General features: G+C 32.1%; 18 protein-coding genes. 3 read left to right on the forward strand and 15 right to left on the reverse strand.

Annotated elements, in window-relative coordinates; translation table 11 throughout:
• Nucleotides 1–14: 14 nt before the first annotated feature.
• The 12 genes from lpdA to HS848_RS05030 all read right to left on the reverse strand — a co-directional run bounded on the left by lpdA (nucleotide 15) and on the right by HS848_RS05030 (nucleotide 11051).
• On the reverse strand, nucleotides 15–1436 hold the full coding sequence (gene lpdA, locus HS848_RS04975; RefSeq protein ID WP_198611465.1) for a dihydrolipoyl dehydrogenase: 1422 nt from the start codon (nucleotides 1434–1436) through the stop codon (nucleotides 15–17).
• 183 nt (nucleotides 1437–1619) lie between these two features.
• A complete protein-coding gene (gene recN / locus HS848_RS04980) occupies nucleotides 1620–3299 on the reverse strand; it encodes a DNA repair protein RecN (RefSeq protein WP_198611466.1) in 1680 nt (559 codons plus the stop codon).
• 15 nt (nucleotides 3300–3314) lie between these two features.
• The gene (gene ahrC / locus HS848_RS04985; protein ID WP_107508103.1) at nucleotides 3315–3767 is read right to left on the reverse strand and encodes a transcriptional regulator AhrC/ArgR; all 453 of its coding nucleotides are present in this window, start codon (nucleotides 3765–3767) and stop codon (nucleotides 3315–3317) included.
• Between the two features lie 298 nt (nucleotides 3768–4065).
• A complete protein-coding gene (locus HS848_RS04990) occupies nucleotides 4066–4947 on the reverse strand; it encodes a polyprenyl synthetase family protein (protein WP_198611467.1) in 882 nt (293 codons plus the stop codon).
• Nucleotides 4925–5152 (reverse strand): exodeoxyribonuclease VII small subunit, encoded by a 228-nt coding sequence (locus HS848_RS04995; RefSeq protein ID WP_103166147.1) that lies wholly within the window; start codon nucleotides 5150–5152, stop codon nucleotides 4925–4927. Before HS848_RS04995 ends, HS848_RS04990 begins: the two co-directional genes overlap by 23 nt.
• Nucleotides 5145–6482, reverse strand: coding sequence for an exodeoxyribonuclease VII large subunit (gene xseA / locus HS848_RS05000; protein ID WP_198611468.1), 1338 nt, complete (start codon nucleotides 6480–6482; stop codon nucleotides 5145–5147). Before xseA ends, HS848_RS04995 begins: the two co-directional genes overlap by 8 nt.
• 18 nt (nucleotides 6483–6500) lie before the next feature.
• Nucleotides 6501–6887, reverse strand: a complete 387-nt coding sequence (gene nusB, locus HS848_RS05005; protein WP_107508106.1) for a transcription antitermination factor NusB — start codon at nucleotides 6885–6887, stop codon at nucleotides 6501–6503.
• A 31-nt stretch (nucleotides 6888–6918) separates the two neighbouring features.
• The gene (locus HS848_RS05010; protein WP_107508107.1) at nucleotides 6919–7278 is read right to left on the reverse strand and encodes an Asp23/Gls24 family envelope stress response protein; all 360 of its coding nucleotides are present in this window, start codon (nucleotides 7276–7278) and stop codon (nucleotides 6919–6921) included.
• Nucleotides 7279–7291: 13 nt separating this feature from the next.
• Complete coding sequence (gene accC / locus HS848_RS05015; RefSeq protein ID WP_107508108.1) at nucleotides 7292–8647, reverse strand: acetyl-CoA carboxylase biotin carboxylase subunit; 1356 nt, start codon at nucleotides 8645–8647, stop codon at nucleotides 7292–7294.
• Nucleotides 8647–9132, reverse strand: coding sequence for an acetyl-CoA carboxylase biotin carboxyl carrier protein (gene accB, locus HS848_RS05020; RefSeq protein WP_198611469.1), 486 nt, complete (start codon nucleotides 9130–9132; stop codon nucleotides 8647–8649). Before accB ends, accC begins: the two co-directional genes overlap by 1 nt.
• 275 nt (nucleotides 9133–9407) lie before the next feature.
• Entirely contained in the window at nucleotides 9408–9965 is a 558-nt protein-coding gene (efp, locus tag HS848_RS05025; protein WP_198611470.1) for an elongation factor P, read from the reverse strand.
• Between the two features lie 24 nt (nucleotides 9966–9989).
• A complete protein-coding gene (locus tag HS848_RS05030) occupies nucleotides 9990–11051 on the reverse strand; it encodes a M24 family metallopeptidase (RefSeq protein ID WP_198611471.1) in 1062 nt (353 codons plus the stop codon).
• A 103-nt stretch (nucleotides 11052–11154) separates the two neighbouring features.
• Between HS848_RS05030 and HS848_RS05035 the strand changes: the two genes are divergently transcribed.
• Nucleotides 11155–11736, forward strand: coding sequence for a putative periplasmic lipoprotein (locus tag HS848_RS05035; RefSeq protein WP_107508112.1), 582 nt, complete (start codon nucleotides 11155–11157; stop codon nucleotides 11734–11736).
• Between the two features lie 16 nt (nucleotides 11737–11752).
• Nucleotides 11753–11968: an SA1362 family protein gene (locus tag HS848_RS05040; protein WP_107508113.1), complete on the forward strand. Its 216-nt coding sequence runs from the start codon at nucleotides 11753–11755 to the stop codon at nucleotides 11966–11968.
• A 123-nt stretch (nucleotides 11969–12091) separates the two neighbouring features.
• Here HS848_RS05040 and HS848_RS05045 read toward each other — a convergent pair whose 3' ends face one another.
• Nucleotides 12092–12922 (reverse strand): lipoate--protein ligase family protein, encoded by an 831-nt coding sequence (locus HS848_RS05045; RefSeq protein ID WP_198611472.1) that lies wholly within the window; start codon nucleotides 12920–12922, stop codon nucleotides 12092–12094.
• 155 nt (nucleotides 12923–13077) lie between these two features.
• On the opposite strand from HS848_RS05045, the gene HS848_RS05050 reads away from it, so the two are divergent.
• Nucleotides 13078–13464, forward strand: coding sequence for a rhodanese-like domain-containing protein (locus tag HS848_RS05050; protein WP_198611473.1), 387 nt, complete (start codon nucleotides 13078–13080; stop codon nucleotides 13462–13464).
• A 337-nt stretch (nucleotides 13465–13801) separates the two neighbouring features.
• Here HS848_RS05050 and gcvPB read toward each other — a convergent pair whose 3' ends face one another.
• Complete coding sequence (gene gcvPB, locus HS848_RS05055) at nucleotides 13802–15280, reverse strand: aminomethyl-transferring glycine dehydrogenase subunit GcvPB (RefSeq protein WP_198611474.1); 1479 nt, start codon at nucleotides 15278–15280, stop codon at nucleotides 13802–13804.
• Entirely contained in the window at nucleotides 15267–16619 is a 1353-nt protein-coding gene (gene gcvPA / locus HS848_RS05060) for an aminomethyl-transferring glycine dehydrogenase subunit GcvPA (protein ID WP_198611475.1), read from the reverse strand. Before gcvPA ends, gcvPB begins: the two co-directional genes overlap by 14 nt.
• Nucleotides 16620–16626 lie beyond the last annotated feature (7 nt).

Consider the following 16626-nt stretch of genomic DNA (forward strand, 5'->3'; position numbering starts at 1 on the left):
TAATTTCCTCCCTATTAAACATGAATTGCTCTGTTCTCTATTTTTAATCCTAATTCCATTAATACTTCTGATATTGATGGATGAGCATGCGTAGTAAGACCTAATTCTAATGCTGAACCATTCATAAATTGTAAAAGGGCTACTTCATTGATAAGTTCAGTAACGTGAGGGCCTACCATACTTATTCCTATAATATCGCCAGTATCTTGGCTGGTAACCACTTCGCAAAATCCACGTTGTCTAGAATTATCTTCAATTACAGCTTTACCATTTGAGTTGAAAGGAACTTTGTAAGCTTTCACATTCAGACCTTCTTCTTTAGCTCTATTAATATTGAGCCCTATCGAAGCTATTTCCGGATATGTATATACGCATTTAGGCATTGTATTATAATCAAGAGATACCGGTGCTTCATTAAACATATGTTCAACCGCTATGACACTTTCTTTTGATGCCACATGTGCTAATTGTAACTTTCCAATACAATCGCCGGCAGCATAAATATGTTTATCTTCAGTTTGCTGATATTCATTAACTAATATGTATCCAGCAGTATCTTTTTTTATCTTAGTATTATTCAACCCAATATCATCTGTATTAGGAGTACGTCCAATTGCAACTAAAACTTTTTCGACATTAATTTTAGTCTTGCCAATCGTAATAGCAACTTGGTCGCTACCAATTTCGTAAGCGTCTTCGTTTAATTGACAATTTTCAAAAAATTGTACCCCTCTAGCTTCTAATTTTTCTTTTAAAAACTTTGATATTTGAGTACTCTCAGTTGGTAAGATACGATTTCCTGCTTCAATAACTGTAACTTCTTTTCCTAAATCAATAAGTAAAGAAGCAAATTCTAATCCTATTACACCGCCACCTATAATCGCCACACTCGATGGTAATTCCGACATTTCTAGTAAATCAGTACTAGAAATAATTTGGTTATGATCAAATTCTAAAATCGGCAAACTTTTAGGTGCGGAACCAGTAGCAATAAGTACATATTGGTTAGGTAATAAATCAGACTCTCCATCACTATATTCTACCGATATTGTTCCACTTTGAGGTGAAAATATTGAAGTACCCATAATACGACCCGTGCCATTATATACATCAATATGATTCTTCTGCATAAGACTATTAACGCCTTGATACATTTGGTTAACAATTTCCGATTTACGCTCCATCATTTTAGAAAAATCTATTGTAAAGTCGTTGATGTTTACTCCAAAATCAGATGAATGACGTACCGTACGTGTCACTTCTGCAGATTTTAATAATGCCTTAGTCGGGATACAACCCTTGTGTAAGCAAGTTCCACCTAACAATGATTTTTCAACTATGGCAACTTTTTTACCTAATTGTGAGGCTCGAATAGCGGCTACATATCCTGCTGTTCCTCCACCTAATACAACTAAGTCATATTGCTTTTCAGACATATGCTTACTCCTAACTACTCTAAACTTAGTTTTAGGCTAGGACATCATCTTTTAATACTAATCAAGCTTTAGATGATAATGCCCCAACCTACCAATATAATTCATACTTATTTATTTTACATCAAAAAGTTTTATTAATAAATTCATAAACTGAGTCTAGTTACTTATGTTATTAATAGTGTATTACTTATTGCGATTATTTTGCGCTATCATTTCTTTAGCATTTTCGCGTGTTAACTCTGTTACACTTGCACCCGAAATCATTCGAGCAATTTCATCAACTTTGTCATCATCTTCAAGTTCTTTAACTTGAGTTGTTGTACGATCATCCGTTGAAGCTTTGCTAATTAGTAAATGGTGATCACTCATTGAAGCAACTTGAGGCAAGTGAGAGATACAAATAACTTGAATATATTCAGCTATATCGCGCATTTTTTCTGCCATTTTCTGAGCAGCTTGACCTGAAACCCCTGAATCCACTTCATCGAATAAAATAGCAGTTTGACCACGTGATTGGACGAATATACTTTTAAGGGCGAGCATAATTCGAGACAATTCACCGCCTGAAGCAATTTTATTAAGACTTTTAAGTGGTTCGCCTTTATTAGGACTAATTAAAAATTCTACAAATTCTATACCATTAATTGTAGGACTTTCTAAAGGTTGGAAGGAAATTTCAAGATTTGCATCTTTCATTTGTAAGTTTTGTATTTCCGCAACTATGTGATCTCTCAAAACAAGTGCAACTTTACGACGCTCATCAGATAGTTTCTTACCTTGTGACATCACTTGTTTATAAAGTTGAGCGATTTCATCTCTTAGTTGTGACGTACTTTCTTCATAATTTTCAATTTTAGCAATTTCATTTTTTAATTTATCTTGATAATTGATTAATTCGGAAATATCTTTTCCATATTTTCGTTTTAAATTATTGAGTAAATTCATTCTAGACTCTAATTCGTTTAATGTTTGCTCGTCAAACTCTGTATTAGACATTTCGTCATACAATTCGTGTTTTGCATCTTCAAGCGTATAATAAAACTGGTCTATGTCTTCTTTTAATTTAGTAAATTTATCAGGCAGAATTTCATCAATTGATTGTAGATGATTACTCAATTCATATAATCTATCAGTTATCGCATGTTCATCTGTTAAAGTAAGATGCGCATTATTTAGAGCTAAGCTTAACTTTTCAGAATTTTGAATTCTACGGATATCTACTTCTAATTGTTCAGCTTCGCCCTCTTTAAGAGATGCTTCCGTTAACTCTTCATATTGGAATTTCATTAAATCTAGACGTTGAAGTAATGCTTGGTCAGCTGACTCAAGTTCTTCTAATTCTTGTTTTTTATTTTTATATTCATTGAAAATATGTTGATATTTCTCTTTAGTTTTTAAATATTTCTCTTCGGCGTAATCATCTAATAGTTTAAGATGATATTTTTGTTTTAATAGTGTCTGAGTCTCATGTTGACCATGAATATCTAGAAGTTCCTGCATAACTTTTCGCAAATCTTGAAGTGTAACGATTTGATTATTTAATCTGCAAATACTTTTCCCAGAGCTAAAAATTTCTCGCTTAACTAATAAGAAATCTTCATCGATATCAATATCTAAATTGTGAAGTACTTCAATAGCATCCTTACTATTATCAATATCAAAGATACCTTCGATAATCGCTTTCTTCTCACCATGCCTTACATAGTCAGATGAAGCACGCACGCCAATCAATTGACCGATTGCATCTATGATGATAGATTTCCCAGAACCGGTTTCACCACTTAACACAGTTAACCCATCTGAAAAATGAATTTCTAATTCATCGATGATTGCAAATTGTTTTATTGATAAGGTTTGTAACATGGAAACATCGCATCCTTATAATAAATTGAAAATTCTAGTTTTAATTGTATTACTTGCTTCTTTATCTCTACAAATCAAAAGACAAGTATCGTCGCCACAAATCGTTCCAAGCACTTCATCCCAATCAATTTGATCAAGAATTGCACCTATAGATTGCGCATTGCCTGGTAATGTTTTTAAGACTAATAGATTGTCTGTTCCTTCGATATTTACAAATGAATCCATCAAGTATCTTCCAAGTTTTTCTAATGGATGATACTTACGATCATTAGGTAGGCTGTAGACGTACTGACCTGATGGTGCTGGAACTTTGATTAGTTGTAATTCTTTAATGTCTCGTGAAACAGTAGCTTGAGTAACATTAAGGTCGTATTCATTTAGACGTTTAACAAGTTCATCTTGGGTCTCTATCTGTTCACTTGAGATAATTTCTCTAATTTTTATATGTCTCACTGATTTTTTTGCCATTATGAACACTCCTGGTTTCGAATATTTATACATTAATTTTAACACAACTATATATGAACTACTACTAAAGTTGATTTGTGTAAAATACTGATATGACGTGCATCTTATCTTGAAGTTAAGTTAGTTTGACTTATTAAATTGTTGAATAATCCATTTGTATAATGTATAAAATTATAAATACTTATGAAAAAAGTTAGCGTTTTTTAAAATAATTAGCAAAATCTATTCTAAAAATAAAACCCTTCAAAGTCATTATGTATTTACTATCTACTTTGAAGGGAGAAGTTATTTAAATTGTTTAGTGATCTCTATTATAAAAAAGATTTACAATATCTAGTAAAGGCTCAATATCATAGTTAGAAGACAATTGGTTAATTGATTGAATGGCGCTATCTTTATGATATTCTAGTTTTTCTTCAGCGCCCTCTTTACCTAATAATGATACATAAGTACTTTTATCATTTTCTAAGTCGCTTCCAACTTTTTTACCTAATTTCGCTTCATCACCATAAATGTCGAGTAAATCATCTTTAATCTGAAACATTAAACCGAGATGTTCACTATATGTTTCAAGTGCTTCGAAAGTGGCTTGGTCGACTTCTGCTATCTCAGCGGCACTCAGAATAGCAAATTTTAATAACGCGCCAGTTTTAGCTTTGTGAATTTGTTCCAATGTTGCTATATCAATTGGTGAATCTTCACTTTCCATATCAAGTGTTTGTCCACCGACCATTCCTAAATGACCACTATCATGTGCTAATCTAGAGATAATTTTTACTTTAACATCAGCACTTAGTAGGTCATCATTAGCGACTAATTCAAAAGCCTTAGTCAATAATGCATCTCCAGCTAAGATGGCTTTCCATTCACCATAAACTTTATGATTTGTAAGTTTACCACGTCTATAATCATCGTTATCCATGGCTGGTAAATCATCATGGATAAGTGAATAAGTGTGAATCATTTCAAGCGCAAGTGCTGTTTGACGTCCTTTGTTATAATCTGCATTTAATACATCTAGTGTAAGTAGTATGAGTAAAGGACGTATTCTTTTGCCACCTGCATTTAAAGAATATTGCATGCTCTCTTCTAAATTAGTTTTTAAAGGTGATGTCCCAATAATACCGTTAAGATCATTATTAATATTTTCAATCAAATCATTCATTGACTTCTTCATCATCTTCAACCTCGGTTTCGTCTTTGATCAATTGATTTACTTTGTTTTCAGCATCTTTTAAAGTTGAATCACATGCTGCTGATAATTTCATACCACGTTGATATAAATCTAGTGACTCTTCAAGAGAAACTGTTTCGTTATCTAATTTCTGAACTATATTTTCTAATTCTTGCATCATTTCTTCAAAGCTTTGTTGTTCTTTACTCATCTTCACACCTTACTTTCTTAACAATGGCATCAACACTACCATCTTTCATAGATAATGTAATTTCATCATTTTCTGCTAAATCATGAGTACTCGTAATGACTTTGTCCTTTTTGTTGATAATTGAATAACCTCTCAACATTGTATTTGTAGGACTTAAATTATCGAGTTGTTCTATTTTATTCTTTAGTTTGTTATGACTATTTTGGATGTTCTTATTAGTCGTATTAATTAAGCGATTACGATAATTATTTAAGTGTTGTTGATTCTGGGTAATTGATTGGTTGAGCTTTTTCAAATTAAAATAATTGCGTAATAATTTAATTTCATTTCTTTTATTTTCAATTTTTGATGTTAGCAATTGTTTTAATTGTCTTTCTAAATCATCTCTTCTTTGAATTTGTTGGTCATACAGTAATGAGGGCTGCTTAAATTTATAATACGAAGAAAGATGATTTAAATGTTGTTGTTGTTTCTCGACAAATTGTTTAATAAATTTAGTTAATGAAAATTGATACTGCTTGATTTGTTGCATGAGTTCATATTGATCTGGCGTTGCAATAACGGCTGCTTGTGTAGGCGTTGCTGCCCTTACATCCGCAACAAAATCACTTAGTGTGAAATCTGTTTCATGTCCAACTGCCGAGATGATTGGAGTATTACAATTATAAATTGCTTTTACTACGTCTTCTTCATTAAAGTTCCACAAATCTTCAATTGAACCACCACCGCGTCCTACGATAATAGTATCTACGCCTAATGTATCAGCATATTCAATTTTTTCGATGATATCTTTTTTAGCTTGTGTCCCTTGTACTAAAGTACTTAATGGAATTTTTTCAACTAAAGGATATCTACTTTCAATTGTAGATTGAATATCTCTAATTGCAGCTCCTGTACTAGCTGTTAATATAGCTATTTTTTTCGGGAATTTTGAAATTGCTTTTTTATGCTCCTTATTAAAATAGCCTTGCTTAGATAGTTTGTTTTTAAGCTGCTCTAATTTTTGATAGAGATTACCTATCCCATCTAATTCCATTTTATTAACATAAATTTGATAATTCCCTCTACGCTCATAGACAGAAACCCGTGCCTCGAGTAGCACCTCATCTCCTTCTTTAGGATCAAAAGTAAGTTTAGAAGCACTTCCTTTAAACATCATTGCACTGATAACGCTATCCTTATCCTTTACATTAAAGTATAAGTGCCCACTAGAATGTCTTTTAAAATTAGAAAGCTCTCCTTTGAGCAGTACTGACTGTAAATGAGGATCTTGGTCAAATTTATATTTAATATATTTAGTTAAAGTTGTTATGCTTAAATACTCTGACATAATTATCACTCAATATTATTAGTTTATATTACTTAAAACACCATTGATAAATTTATAGTGGTCGTCATCACTAAATTGTTTAGTTAATTCTACAGCTTCGTTAATAATTACTTTTGGAGGAGTATCACTATGAAGTAGTTCGAATGTTGCCATTCTCAAAATGATACGGTCTGTTTTTAATAAACGTTGAAGTGACCAGTCTTTTAATTTAGGTTCAATCGTATTATCTAAAACTGGTTCATGGTCTTTTACACCAGTAACTAACCACTCTATAAATTTTAAATCTAAGTCTGGATAGTCATCTTTGATAAAGTTAATTGCTTCATTAATCGTTAAGTCAGTATTTTTCATTTCTAACTGAAATAATGTTTGAAACGCTTGTTTTCTCGATTCTTTACGACTCATAAATAACTCCTTAATTTAATGTTTCTTTATTTTATTCTGCAGTAATATGCATGATATGAACGTTAATCTCTTTAGGTTCTATAGCAGTCATAGTTTTAATTGAGTTGAAGATAGAAGTTTGTATTTTACTAGCAAATTTAGATATGTTAATACCATGTTTGATTGAGCAATACACATCTATTTGAATGCCATCTTCTTTTGCCTCAATTTTTAAATTTTTATTAAGGTTTTTACGACTTATTTTTTCGAGGTTACTATTTTTCAATTCGGAAAAATGACCTGTTACCCCTTCAACCTCAGAGACTGCGATACTCGCAATGACTTGAATTACCTCAGGTGCAATTTCAATTTTACCTAAATTAGAAGATGAATAATCTGCTACATTTACCATATGATTTAACCTCCTACTCACTATCATCCATAATGTTGTATTTTTCTAAGAAATTAGTATTAAATGAACCACTTCTGAATATGTCATTATTCATTAGTTTGAGATGGAAAGGTATTGTAGTATCAATGCCTAAAATTAAATACTCACTTAATGCTCTAATTCCTGTCATTATCGCTTCATCTCGAGTTGGTTCATGTACAATGAGCTTTGCCACCATTGAATCATAATATGGTGGTATCGTGTAATTGGTATAACATGCTGATTCGATTCTTACACCATACCCGCCTGGTGCTAAGTATTGAGTTATTTTACCTGGAGAAGGCATGAAGTTTTTATATGGATTTTCAGCATTAATTCTATATTCAATTGCATGACCATTGATAGTTATATCATCTTGTGTGTATGGTAAAGCTTCACCCATTGCTACTTTTAATTGTAATTTAACTAAATCGATTCCTGTTACCATTTCAGTTACAGGATGTTCTACTTGAATACGCGTATTCATTTCCATGAAATAAAAGTTATCTTCATTTAAATCGTAAATAAATTCAATAGTTCCGGCATTTTCATAGTTAACGGCTTTTGCAGCTCTTACTGCTGCATTACCCATTTCTTGACGTTTAGCATCAGATAAAATTGGTGAAGGAGATTCTTCAACTAACTTTTGCATGCGTCGTTGAATTGTACAATCTCTTTCTCCAAGATGAATTACATTACCAAATTGATCTCCAATAATTTGGATTTCAATATGACGGAAGTTTTCGATGAACTTCTCAAGATACAATCCACCATTACCAAATGCAGTTTCGGCTTCTTGTTGAGTCATGCGATAGCCGTTTTCAAGTTCTTTCTCAGTGCGAGCCACTCGAATCCCTTTACCACCGCCGCCAGCAGTAGCTTTAATAATGACAGGATAGCCTATTTCTGATGCTATCTTTTTAGCATCTGCGATAGATTCAACTAGACCATCACTACCTGGCACAACGGGAACGTTAGCAGCTATCATTTCAGCTTTGGCTACGTCTTTTATACCCATTTTTTGGATAGACTCATAACTAGGACCAATAAATTTTAATTGACATGCTTCACATAGTTCAGCAAAATCGCCATTTTCAGCTAAGAATCCATATCCCGGATGGACCCCATCACAGCCTGTTGAAGTTGCGATAGATAATATATTCGGAATATTTAAGTATGAATCTTTAGACTGAGTAGGACCAACGCAATATGCTTCATCAGCAATTTGAGTATGTAATGCGTCTTTATCTCCCTCAGAATAAATAGCTACAGTTTGGATACCTAAATCGTGACAAGCTCTAATAATTCTAACTGCAATTTCTCCACGATTAGCTATTAATATTTTTTTCATTATTTCACCTTGAATAACGGTTGGCCATACTCTACCATTTGCCCGTCTTCTACTAGGATTTCTACGATTTCGCCAGAAACTTCTGCTTGGATTTCATTAAATAATTTCATTGCTTCTAAAATACATACAGTTGAATCACTAGTTACTTTATCGCCCACTTGAACATAAGCGTCCTCTTCAGGTGATGGTGATTTATAGAATGTACCGACCATAGGTGCATTGATTGTTTGATAATTTGTATCATCATTAGATGCACTATCAGCACTTGGTGATGCCGTAGCTTCATTATTGCTTGGAGCTTGAGTCATTGGCGCTGCTTGAGGTGCCATCATAGGTGCTTGTTGTGTATATTGTGGCGTAATTATTTCAGTTTCTTTTTGTTTCTTTAAGTTAATTACGCTGCCCTTGTTATCTTCAATATTAATTTCAGTTAAACTCGATTGATCAAGAATTTCGATTAATTCTTTTACTTCTTTAAAATTCATAAGTTACTGACTCCTTGACTTAGTTTTCATCTACCAATCTATTTTACTTGACTGGAACAACCAATTCAAGCATGTCTCATTTTGGATGTGATAGAGTTTAGCTTATTACTATATTGTACTATTAATGGTAAAGTACATTCTATTATTAAGTATGTAACAAGTAAATTAATATAAAAAACAGCCAAGGATATTAATGTCCCTGACTGTATAATTTAGATATAGTTATAAGAAGCATATTACGATAAATTCTAGTTAACTAATATTAAAATTTGAGATTATGCTCTTGAGATGTAACTACCATCGCTAGTATTGATAACTAAGACATCGCCTTCATTAATAAATAAAGGTACGTTTAAAGTGTAACCTGTTTCAACTGTAGCTGATTTAGTAGCACCAGTAGCTGTATCACCTTTAATTCCTGGTTCTGTTTCAGTCACTTCTAACTCAACAGTTTTTGGTAATTCAACGCCGATTGTTTCACCTTCATAAGACTGAATTTGAACTTCCATACTAGCTTTTAAATATTTTAATTCGTCTTTTAAATAATCAGCTGATAATTCAGTTTGATCAAATGTTTCATTATCCATAAATACATGGTTGTCACCATCTGCATATAAATATTGCATACGGCGATTTTCAATCATTGCTTGTTCTACTTTCTCACCAGCTCTGAAAGTTTTTTCTTGAATAGCGCCAGTTCTAAGATTACGTAATTTAGAACGTACGAAAGCAGAACCTTTACCTGGTTTTACGTGTTGGAAATCAATAACTTTCCAAATACCATTATCTACAGAAATAGTTAAACCTGTTTTAAAATCATTAACCGAAATCATTCAGTTTCCTCCTCAATTATACGCTTACTTTAAAATAATAAGGTCTTTCGTGCATTTAGTAAAGACTTCACAACCATTTTCAGTAATTAAAATATCGTCTTCGATACGCACGCCACCAAGACCATCGACATAAATTCCTGGTTCAATAGTAACACAGTTATTTACTTGAATTGTACCTTTAGCATTTTTAGATAATAAAGGCCCTTCATGAATATCTAAACCAATACCATGACCTAATGAATGACCAAACTCTTTACCGTAACCATGAGCATCAATATAATCTCTAGATAAAGCATCAGCTTCTTGAACAGTCATCCCTGGTTTAATTTCATTAATTGCTTTAATTTGAGATTCTAGAACAATATTATATATTTCTTTCATTTTAGGGTCTGGTTCACCAATAGCGAAGGTTCTAGTAATGTCAGAACAATAACCCTCATAGTAAGCACCAAAATCTAATGTAATCATATCGCCTTGTTCAATAACTTTATCACTTGCTACTCCATGAGGGAGTGCGCCTCTATAACCTGAAGCTACTATTGTATCGAATGAAGGACCTTCAGCACCTAAATGTAGCATTTTGCTTTCTAGTAATGCTTTTAATTCTTTTTCAGTCATACCGGCTTTCGCCACTTCTAAGATATAGTTGTACGTGTCGTCCACTATTTTAGCAGCATGTTTAATTTTCTCAATTTCTTCAGGAGATTTAATTTGTCTAATTTCTTCAATTACTTCGCCAATACTAATGAAAGTAGCAGATGTTTCATTAAGAGATTGATATGTATCATAACTTATTAAATGACCTTCAAACCCAACACGTTGTAAATTAAGCTTAGTAATAATCGATTTAATTTCATCAATTAACCCCTCACTTCTATTAACTATTTCAAAATTAGTAGCTTGATTTGTTGCTTGCTCAATATAACGGAAATCAGTAATTAGTTGGTTTTGAGTCGATGTAATTACTAAAGCGCCACTAGTTCCCGTAAAACCTGAAAGATATCTTCTATTGTAATCTGATAAAATTACAATCGCATCAAGATTTTGCTGTTTAAGTATTTCGCGAACTTTAGTTAATTTATCCATAAAAATCACTCCTAGTATAACATTTGTACATTTTCCCTATTTACTTTAAAATAATAGCATACTTATTTTAGAAATAAAGAGATTTTGATTTAGGGAGATTTACATGAAAAAATTAATAGCCATTTTAGGAGCCTCTTGTTTATTGGTTGGTTGTGGGTCTCAAAACTTAGGTCCTTTAGAAGAAAAAACTACCAAATTAAGAGATGAAAATCATAATTTGAAGTTAGATATACAACAACTAAATCAAGATATTAGTAACCAAAAGTCTCAAGTTGAGGCCTTAAATAAAGATAAGAAGAACGTATCTAAAACCGTTGATAATAAAAAGCAAGCAAGATTTTTAGAAGCATCGTCTCAATATTATCAAGATATTGTGAAAATCATTGGTAATTATAATCAAATTGATTTGAGTAAGAAAAAGAAAGAAGATAAAGAGCAAAATTTAGAAAAGCTTAATACTATTTCGAATGATATTGACGATGCATATAGTAAATATAAAGGCTCTATTTCAACTAATGAGATGAGTAGCAATAATAAAAAAGAAGATAAAAATATCCGTCAGATTAATAAAGATATTCAATCAGCATTTAAGGATATCAAAAATGGATATGAAAATAATAACAAGAATAAACTAAATCAAGGACGTACTAAATTATCACAAATAGACATGTCTAGTAGTTCGTAAATTAGGAGTTTTAAATTTGAAAAATGTAGTATTTTATATCATTTTAGCTATTGCAGCTATTGGTTTATTATTAAATCTAAATATGTTTTTAATGTCATTTGCTAAAACTATTTTTACATTAATCATTATAGCTATAATCATTTATTTAATTTATTATTTCTTCTTCTTAACTGAAGAGCAAAGAAAATATAAAAAAGCAGTACGTAAATATAAAAGAAAGAATAGAAAATAATGACTTACGAATAACATTACAATTATATATTCGTTTAAATATGAAAAACTCACGCTTATACTTTGCAAGTATGCGTGAGTTTTTTAGTTATAATTTAAGTTAATTATATAGTTTAAGATATGGTTATTTTTTGTATAACCATTCATCAGAACGATATTTTTCTTCAAGTTCTTTGACTTCAGCTAGTTGTTCCTCAGTTAATGTTAAAGGTTTGAATTCTAGTCCTAAACCTTTTTTAAATCCTTCTTCAAAGGCTTGTTCCATTTCTTCTAACGTGATATGTCTATCTGAGATATCATTGATTGCAACTGCTTTATCGACAAACGCTTTTTTCATTTTTTCTTTTAAGCGATCATTTTTAAATGTAAACATATCAAATAATTCATCTACATCTACATCTTGTAATAATGAACCATGTTGAAGAATTACGCCTTTTTGACGCGTTTGAGCGCTTCCAGCTATCTTACGACCTTCGACAACTAATTCATACCAACTAGGAGCGTCAAAACATACTGCACTTCTTGGTTGTTTTAATTTTTCTCTTTCTTCTTTAGAACGTGGAATAGCAAAGTATGCTTCAAATCCAAGTAACTTAAAGCCTTCTAGTAGCCCTTCTGAGATAACACGATAGGCTTCTGTTACCGTTGAAGGCATATTTGGATGAGATTCAGGCACAATTACACTATATGTTAATTCTTTATCATGGAGCACGCCTCTTCCACCTGTTTGACGTCTTACTAATCCAAATCCTTTTTCTTTAACTTTATCAATATCTATTTCTTTTGTTAATCTTTGGAAATAGCCAACTGAAAGTGTTGCAGGGTTCCAAGTATAAAATCTGATAACAGGATCGATTTCACCTCGTGAAACAAAGTTAAGTAATGCTTCGTCCATTGCCATATTATAATAAGGGTCATGGCTACCAGTGTTTATAAAATTCCAAACTTCAGTCATAAAAAAACTCCAATCACAGCATTTAATCTTTTATAAAACTTAAATAAAAATTACTTACATATAATGTAACACTATAAATAAACGATAAAAAAATTTTGATAAATTTAGCTATCGGCCTTATAATTATAATATCGGTTAATTAGGGAGGATGCAATATGAATGTATCTTTGATCATAGCATTGATTATTATAGTTTTAATTATTCTTTACATGGTAGGAAATTGGTTTATTAATAAACGTGCAGTAACTGAATTAGATCAAAATGAGTTTCATAATGGTTTAAGAAAAGCTCAAGTTATTGATGTACGTGAAAAAGTAGACTATGACTATGGACATATCAATGGTGCGCGTAACATCCCAATGTCAATGTTTAGCCAAAGATATCAAGGTTTGAGAAAAGACCAACCTATATATCTTTGTGATGCAAATGGTATTGCTGGGTATCGTGCTGCTAGAATTCTTAAAAAGAATGGCTATAAAAACATCTATATGCTTAAAGGTGGATATAAAAAATGGACTGGAAAAATTAAAACGAAAAAATAATTTAATAGTCCATGTTTAACTCTCAGAGAACTTGAATCTTTGAGAGTTTTTTTATTTTTTGGTTATCAGAGATATAAAAACTACGATTATTCTATATAGTGGTTATGAATTTTAATTCTTAGTACAGAATAAATTTAATAAATAAAGTGACCGCGTATGAAACTTAATATAATTATAAAGAGTTCGGTCTCCCATCTAAGATTGTTCAGAGATCAAAAAATATGGGATTGATACTTATATTTCCTTCAGTTATCTACAGATAAAACTAAAAGCTGAGACATTCGTGTAAAATGTCTCAGCTTTTCTCATAGTTCTAATTCAGTTCACTACTCTATTACTATTCTTTTTCAGAATGTAAGTGCTCAAATTTAAGCACTGGTTTACGAGCAGCTGTTGTTTCATCTAATCTGTCAATAATTGTTGTATGAGGAGCTTCTAAAACTGTATCTAGATTTTCTTTAGCTTCTTCAGCAATTTGAATCATAGATTTAATGAAGTAATCTAATGTTTCTTTAGATTCAGTTTCAGTTGGCTCAATCATCATACCTTCTTCTACATTAAGTGGGAAATAGATAGTTGGTGGATGTACACCAAAGTCTAATAAACGTTTAGCCATATCTAATGTACGTACACCGTTTTCTTTTTGCTTAGAACCACTAAGTACAAATTCGTGTTTACAATATTGTTCATATGGAATTTCAAAGTGGTCTTTAAGACTTGCTTTAATATAATTAGCATTTAATACTGCAGCTTCAGATACTTCTCTTAAGCCTTCAGCACCCATAGTTCTAATGTACGTATAAGCTCTTAAGTAAATTCCGAAGTTACCATAGAATGGTTTAACTCGACCAATAGAATTTTCAATATCATTGTCATATTTAAATTTATCGCCGTCTTTAATTACCATTGGTTTTGGTAAATAGCTTGCTAATTCTTTTTTAACGCCTACTGGTCCTGAACCAGGTCCGCCACCACCGTGAGGGCCTGTGAACGTTTTGTGTAAGTTTAGATGTACTGCGTCAAAGCCCATATCTCCAGGACGTACCTTATCCATAATAGCGTTTAAGTTTGCACCATCATAGTATAATAAACCGCCTGCTTCATGCACAATCTCACGGATTTCCATAATGTTTTTCTCGAAAATACCTAAAGTATTAGGGTTAGTTAACATGATAGCTGCCGTATTTTCATTAACAACGCGTTTTAAGTCTTCGATATCGACTTCTCCACGTTCGTTTGATTTTACAGTCACAGCTTTAAAACCAGCAAATGAAGCTGATGCAGGGTTAGTACCATGCGCTGAGTCAGGCACGATAACTTCGTCACGATGACTTTCACCGTTTTTAATATGATAAGATTTAAAAATCATTAATGCAGTCCACTCACCATGAGCACCTGCAGCTGGTTGTAATGTTACTTCATCCATACCAGTAATTTCTTTAAGTTCTTCTTGTAAACTATAAATGATTTCTAAAGAACCTTGAACTTGTTCTTCTTCTTGAAGTGGATGTGATTCAGCAAATCCAGGAATACGTGCTACTTTTTCATTAATTTTAGGGTTGTATTTCATTGTACAAGAACCTAATGGGTAAAATCCTGAATCAACACCAAAGTTTTTATTAGAAAGTTCTGTATAGTGACGTACTAAATCTAATTCTGCTACTTCAGGAAATTCAGCTTTATCTTTACGAATAAATTTATCGTCTAAGATACTCTCTACAGAATCACTTTTGATATCACTTTGTGGTAATGAATAAGCATATCTATCTGCGCGAGATCTTTCAAAAATTAATGGACTTGATTTACTTACTACCATTTAGCTCACCAGCTTTCTCAACAAATGTGTCAATTTCATCTTTTGTTCTTAATTCAGTAACGGCCACTAGCATATGATTTTCAAAGTCTTTTGAAGCTTCGCTTAAATCAAATCCGCCAATGAATCCTTCATGTGCTAATTTTTTATTGATTTCTTTAATAGGTTGATCGAATTTAACAACGAATTCGTTAAATGAAGTACCGTCTAGAACTTCGAAACCTTTATCTTTAAATTGGTTTTTAGCGTAATTAGCATGTTCTAAGTTTTGAACCGCAATATCGTAAACACCTTGTTTACCAAGAGCAGACATTGCAATTGATGAAGCTAACGCATTAAGCGCTTGGTTAGAACAAATATTTGAAGTCGCTTTATCACGACGAATATGTTGTTCACGAGCTTGTAATGTTAATACAAATCCTCTATTACCATCTTCATCTTTAGTTTCACCAACTAATCTACCAGGTACTTTACGCATTAATTTTTTAGTTGTTGCGAAGTAACCACAGTGAGGTCCACCAAATTGTGTTGGAATACCAAATGGTTGAGTATCACCTACAACAATATCTGCGCCAAATGAACCTGGAGGAGTTAATAATCCTAATGCTAATGGGTTAGCATATACGATGAATAAGGCTTTTTTATCTTCAATAAATGATTGAATTTTTTCTAAATCTTCAATAGAACCGTAGAAGTTAGGATATTGAACTGCTACAGCTGCAGTTTCATCATCCATTGCTTTTTCTAGTTTATCTAAATCAGTAATCGTACCATCTAAGTCGACTTCAACAATCTCGAAATCTTCACGTACTTTTACATAAGTATTTAGAACTTGTAACGCTTGATAATGAAGACCTTTAGAAACTACAATTTTATTTTTCTTAGTATGGTTAAAGGCTAAAATACAAGCTTCTGCAAAACTAGTAATTCCATCATACATAGAAGAGTTTGCAACATCCATATTTGTTAATTCACAAATTAGTGTTTGGAATTCAAAAATTGCTTGTAATTCACCTTGAGAAATTTCTGGTTGATAAGGTGTATAAGCTGTATAAAATTCAGAGCGTGAAATCATAGCGTCTACTACGGCTGGCGCATAATGATCATAAACTCCTGCTCCTAGGAAAGAAGCATGTGTTTCTTTAGTAACGTTCTTTTTAGCTACATTACTTAATCTTCTTAATAGTGATGTTTCAGCTTCACCACTTGCGATATTTAAATCTCTATTTAATAAAATATCTTCTGGTACATCACCAAATAATTCATTGATAGAGTTAGCACCAATCGTGTCTAACATTTCTTTTTTATCTTTTTCAGTTAACGGTATATAACGATGACTCACAATACAC

Origin of the sequence: Staphylococcus caledonicus, from assembly GCF_016238465.1 — a bacterium.
Lineage (GTDB): Bacteria > Bacillota > Bacilli > Staphylococcales > Staphylococcaceae > Staphylococcus > Staphylococcus caledonicus.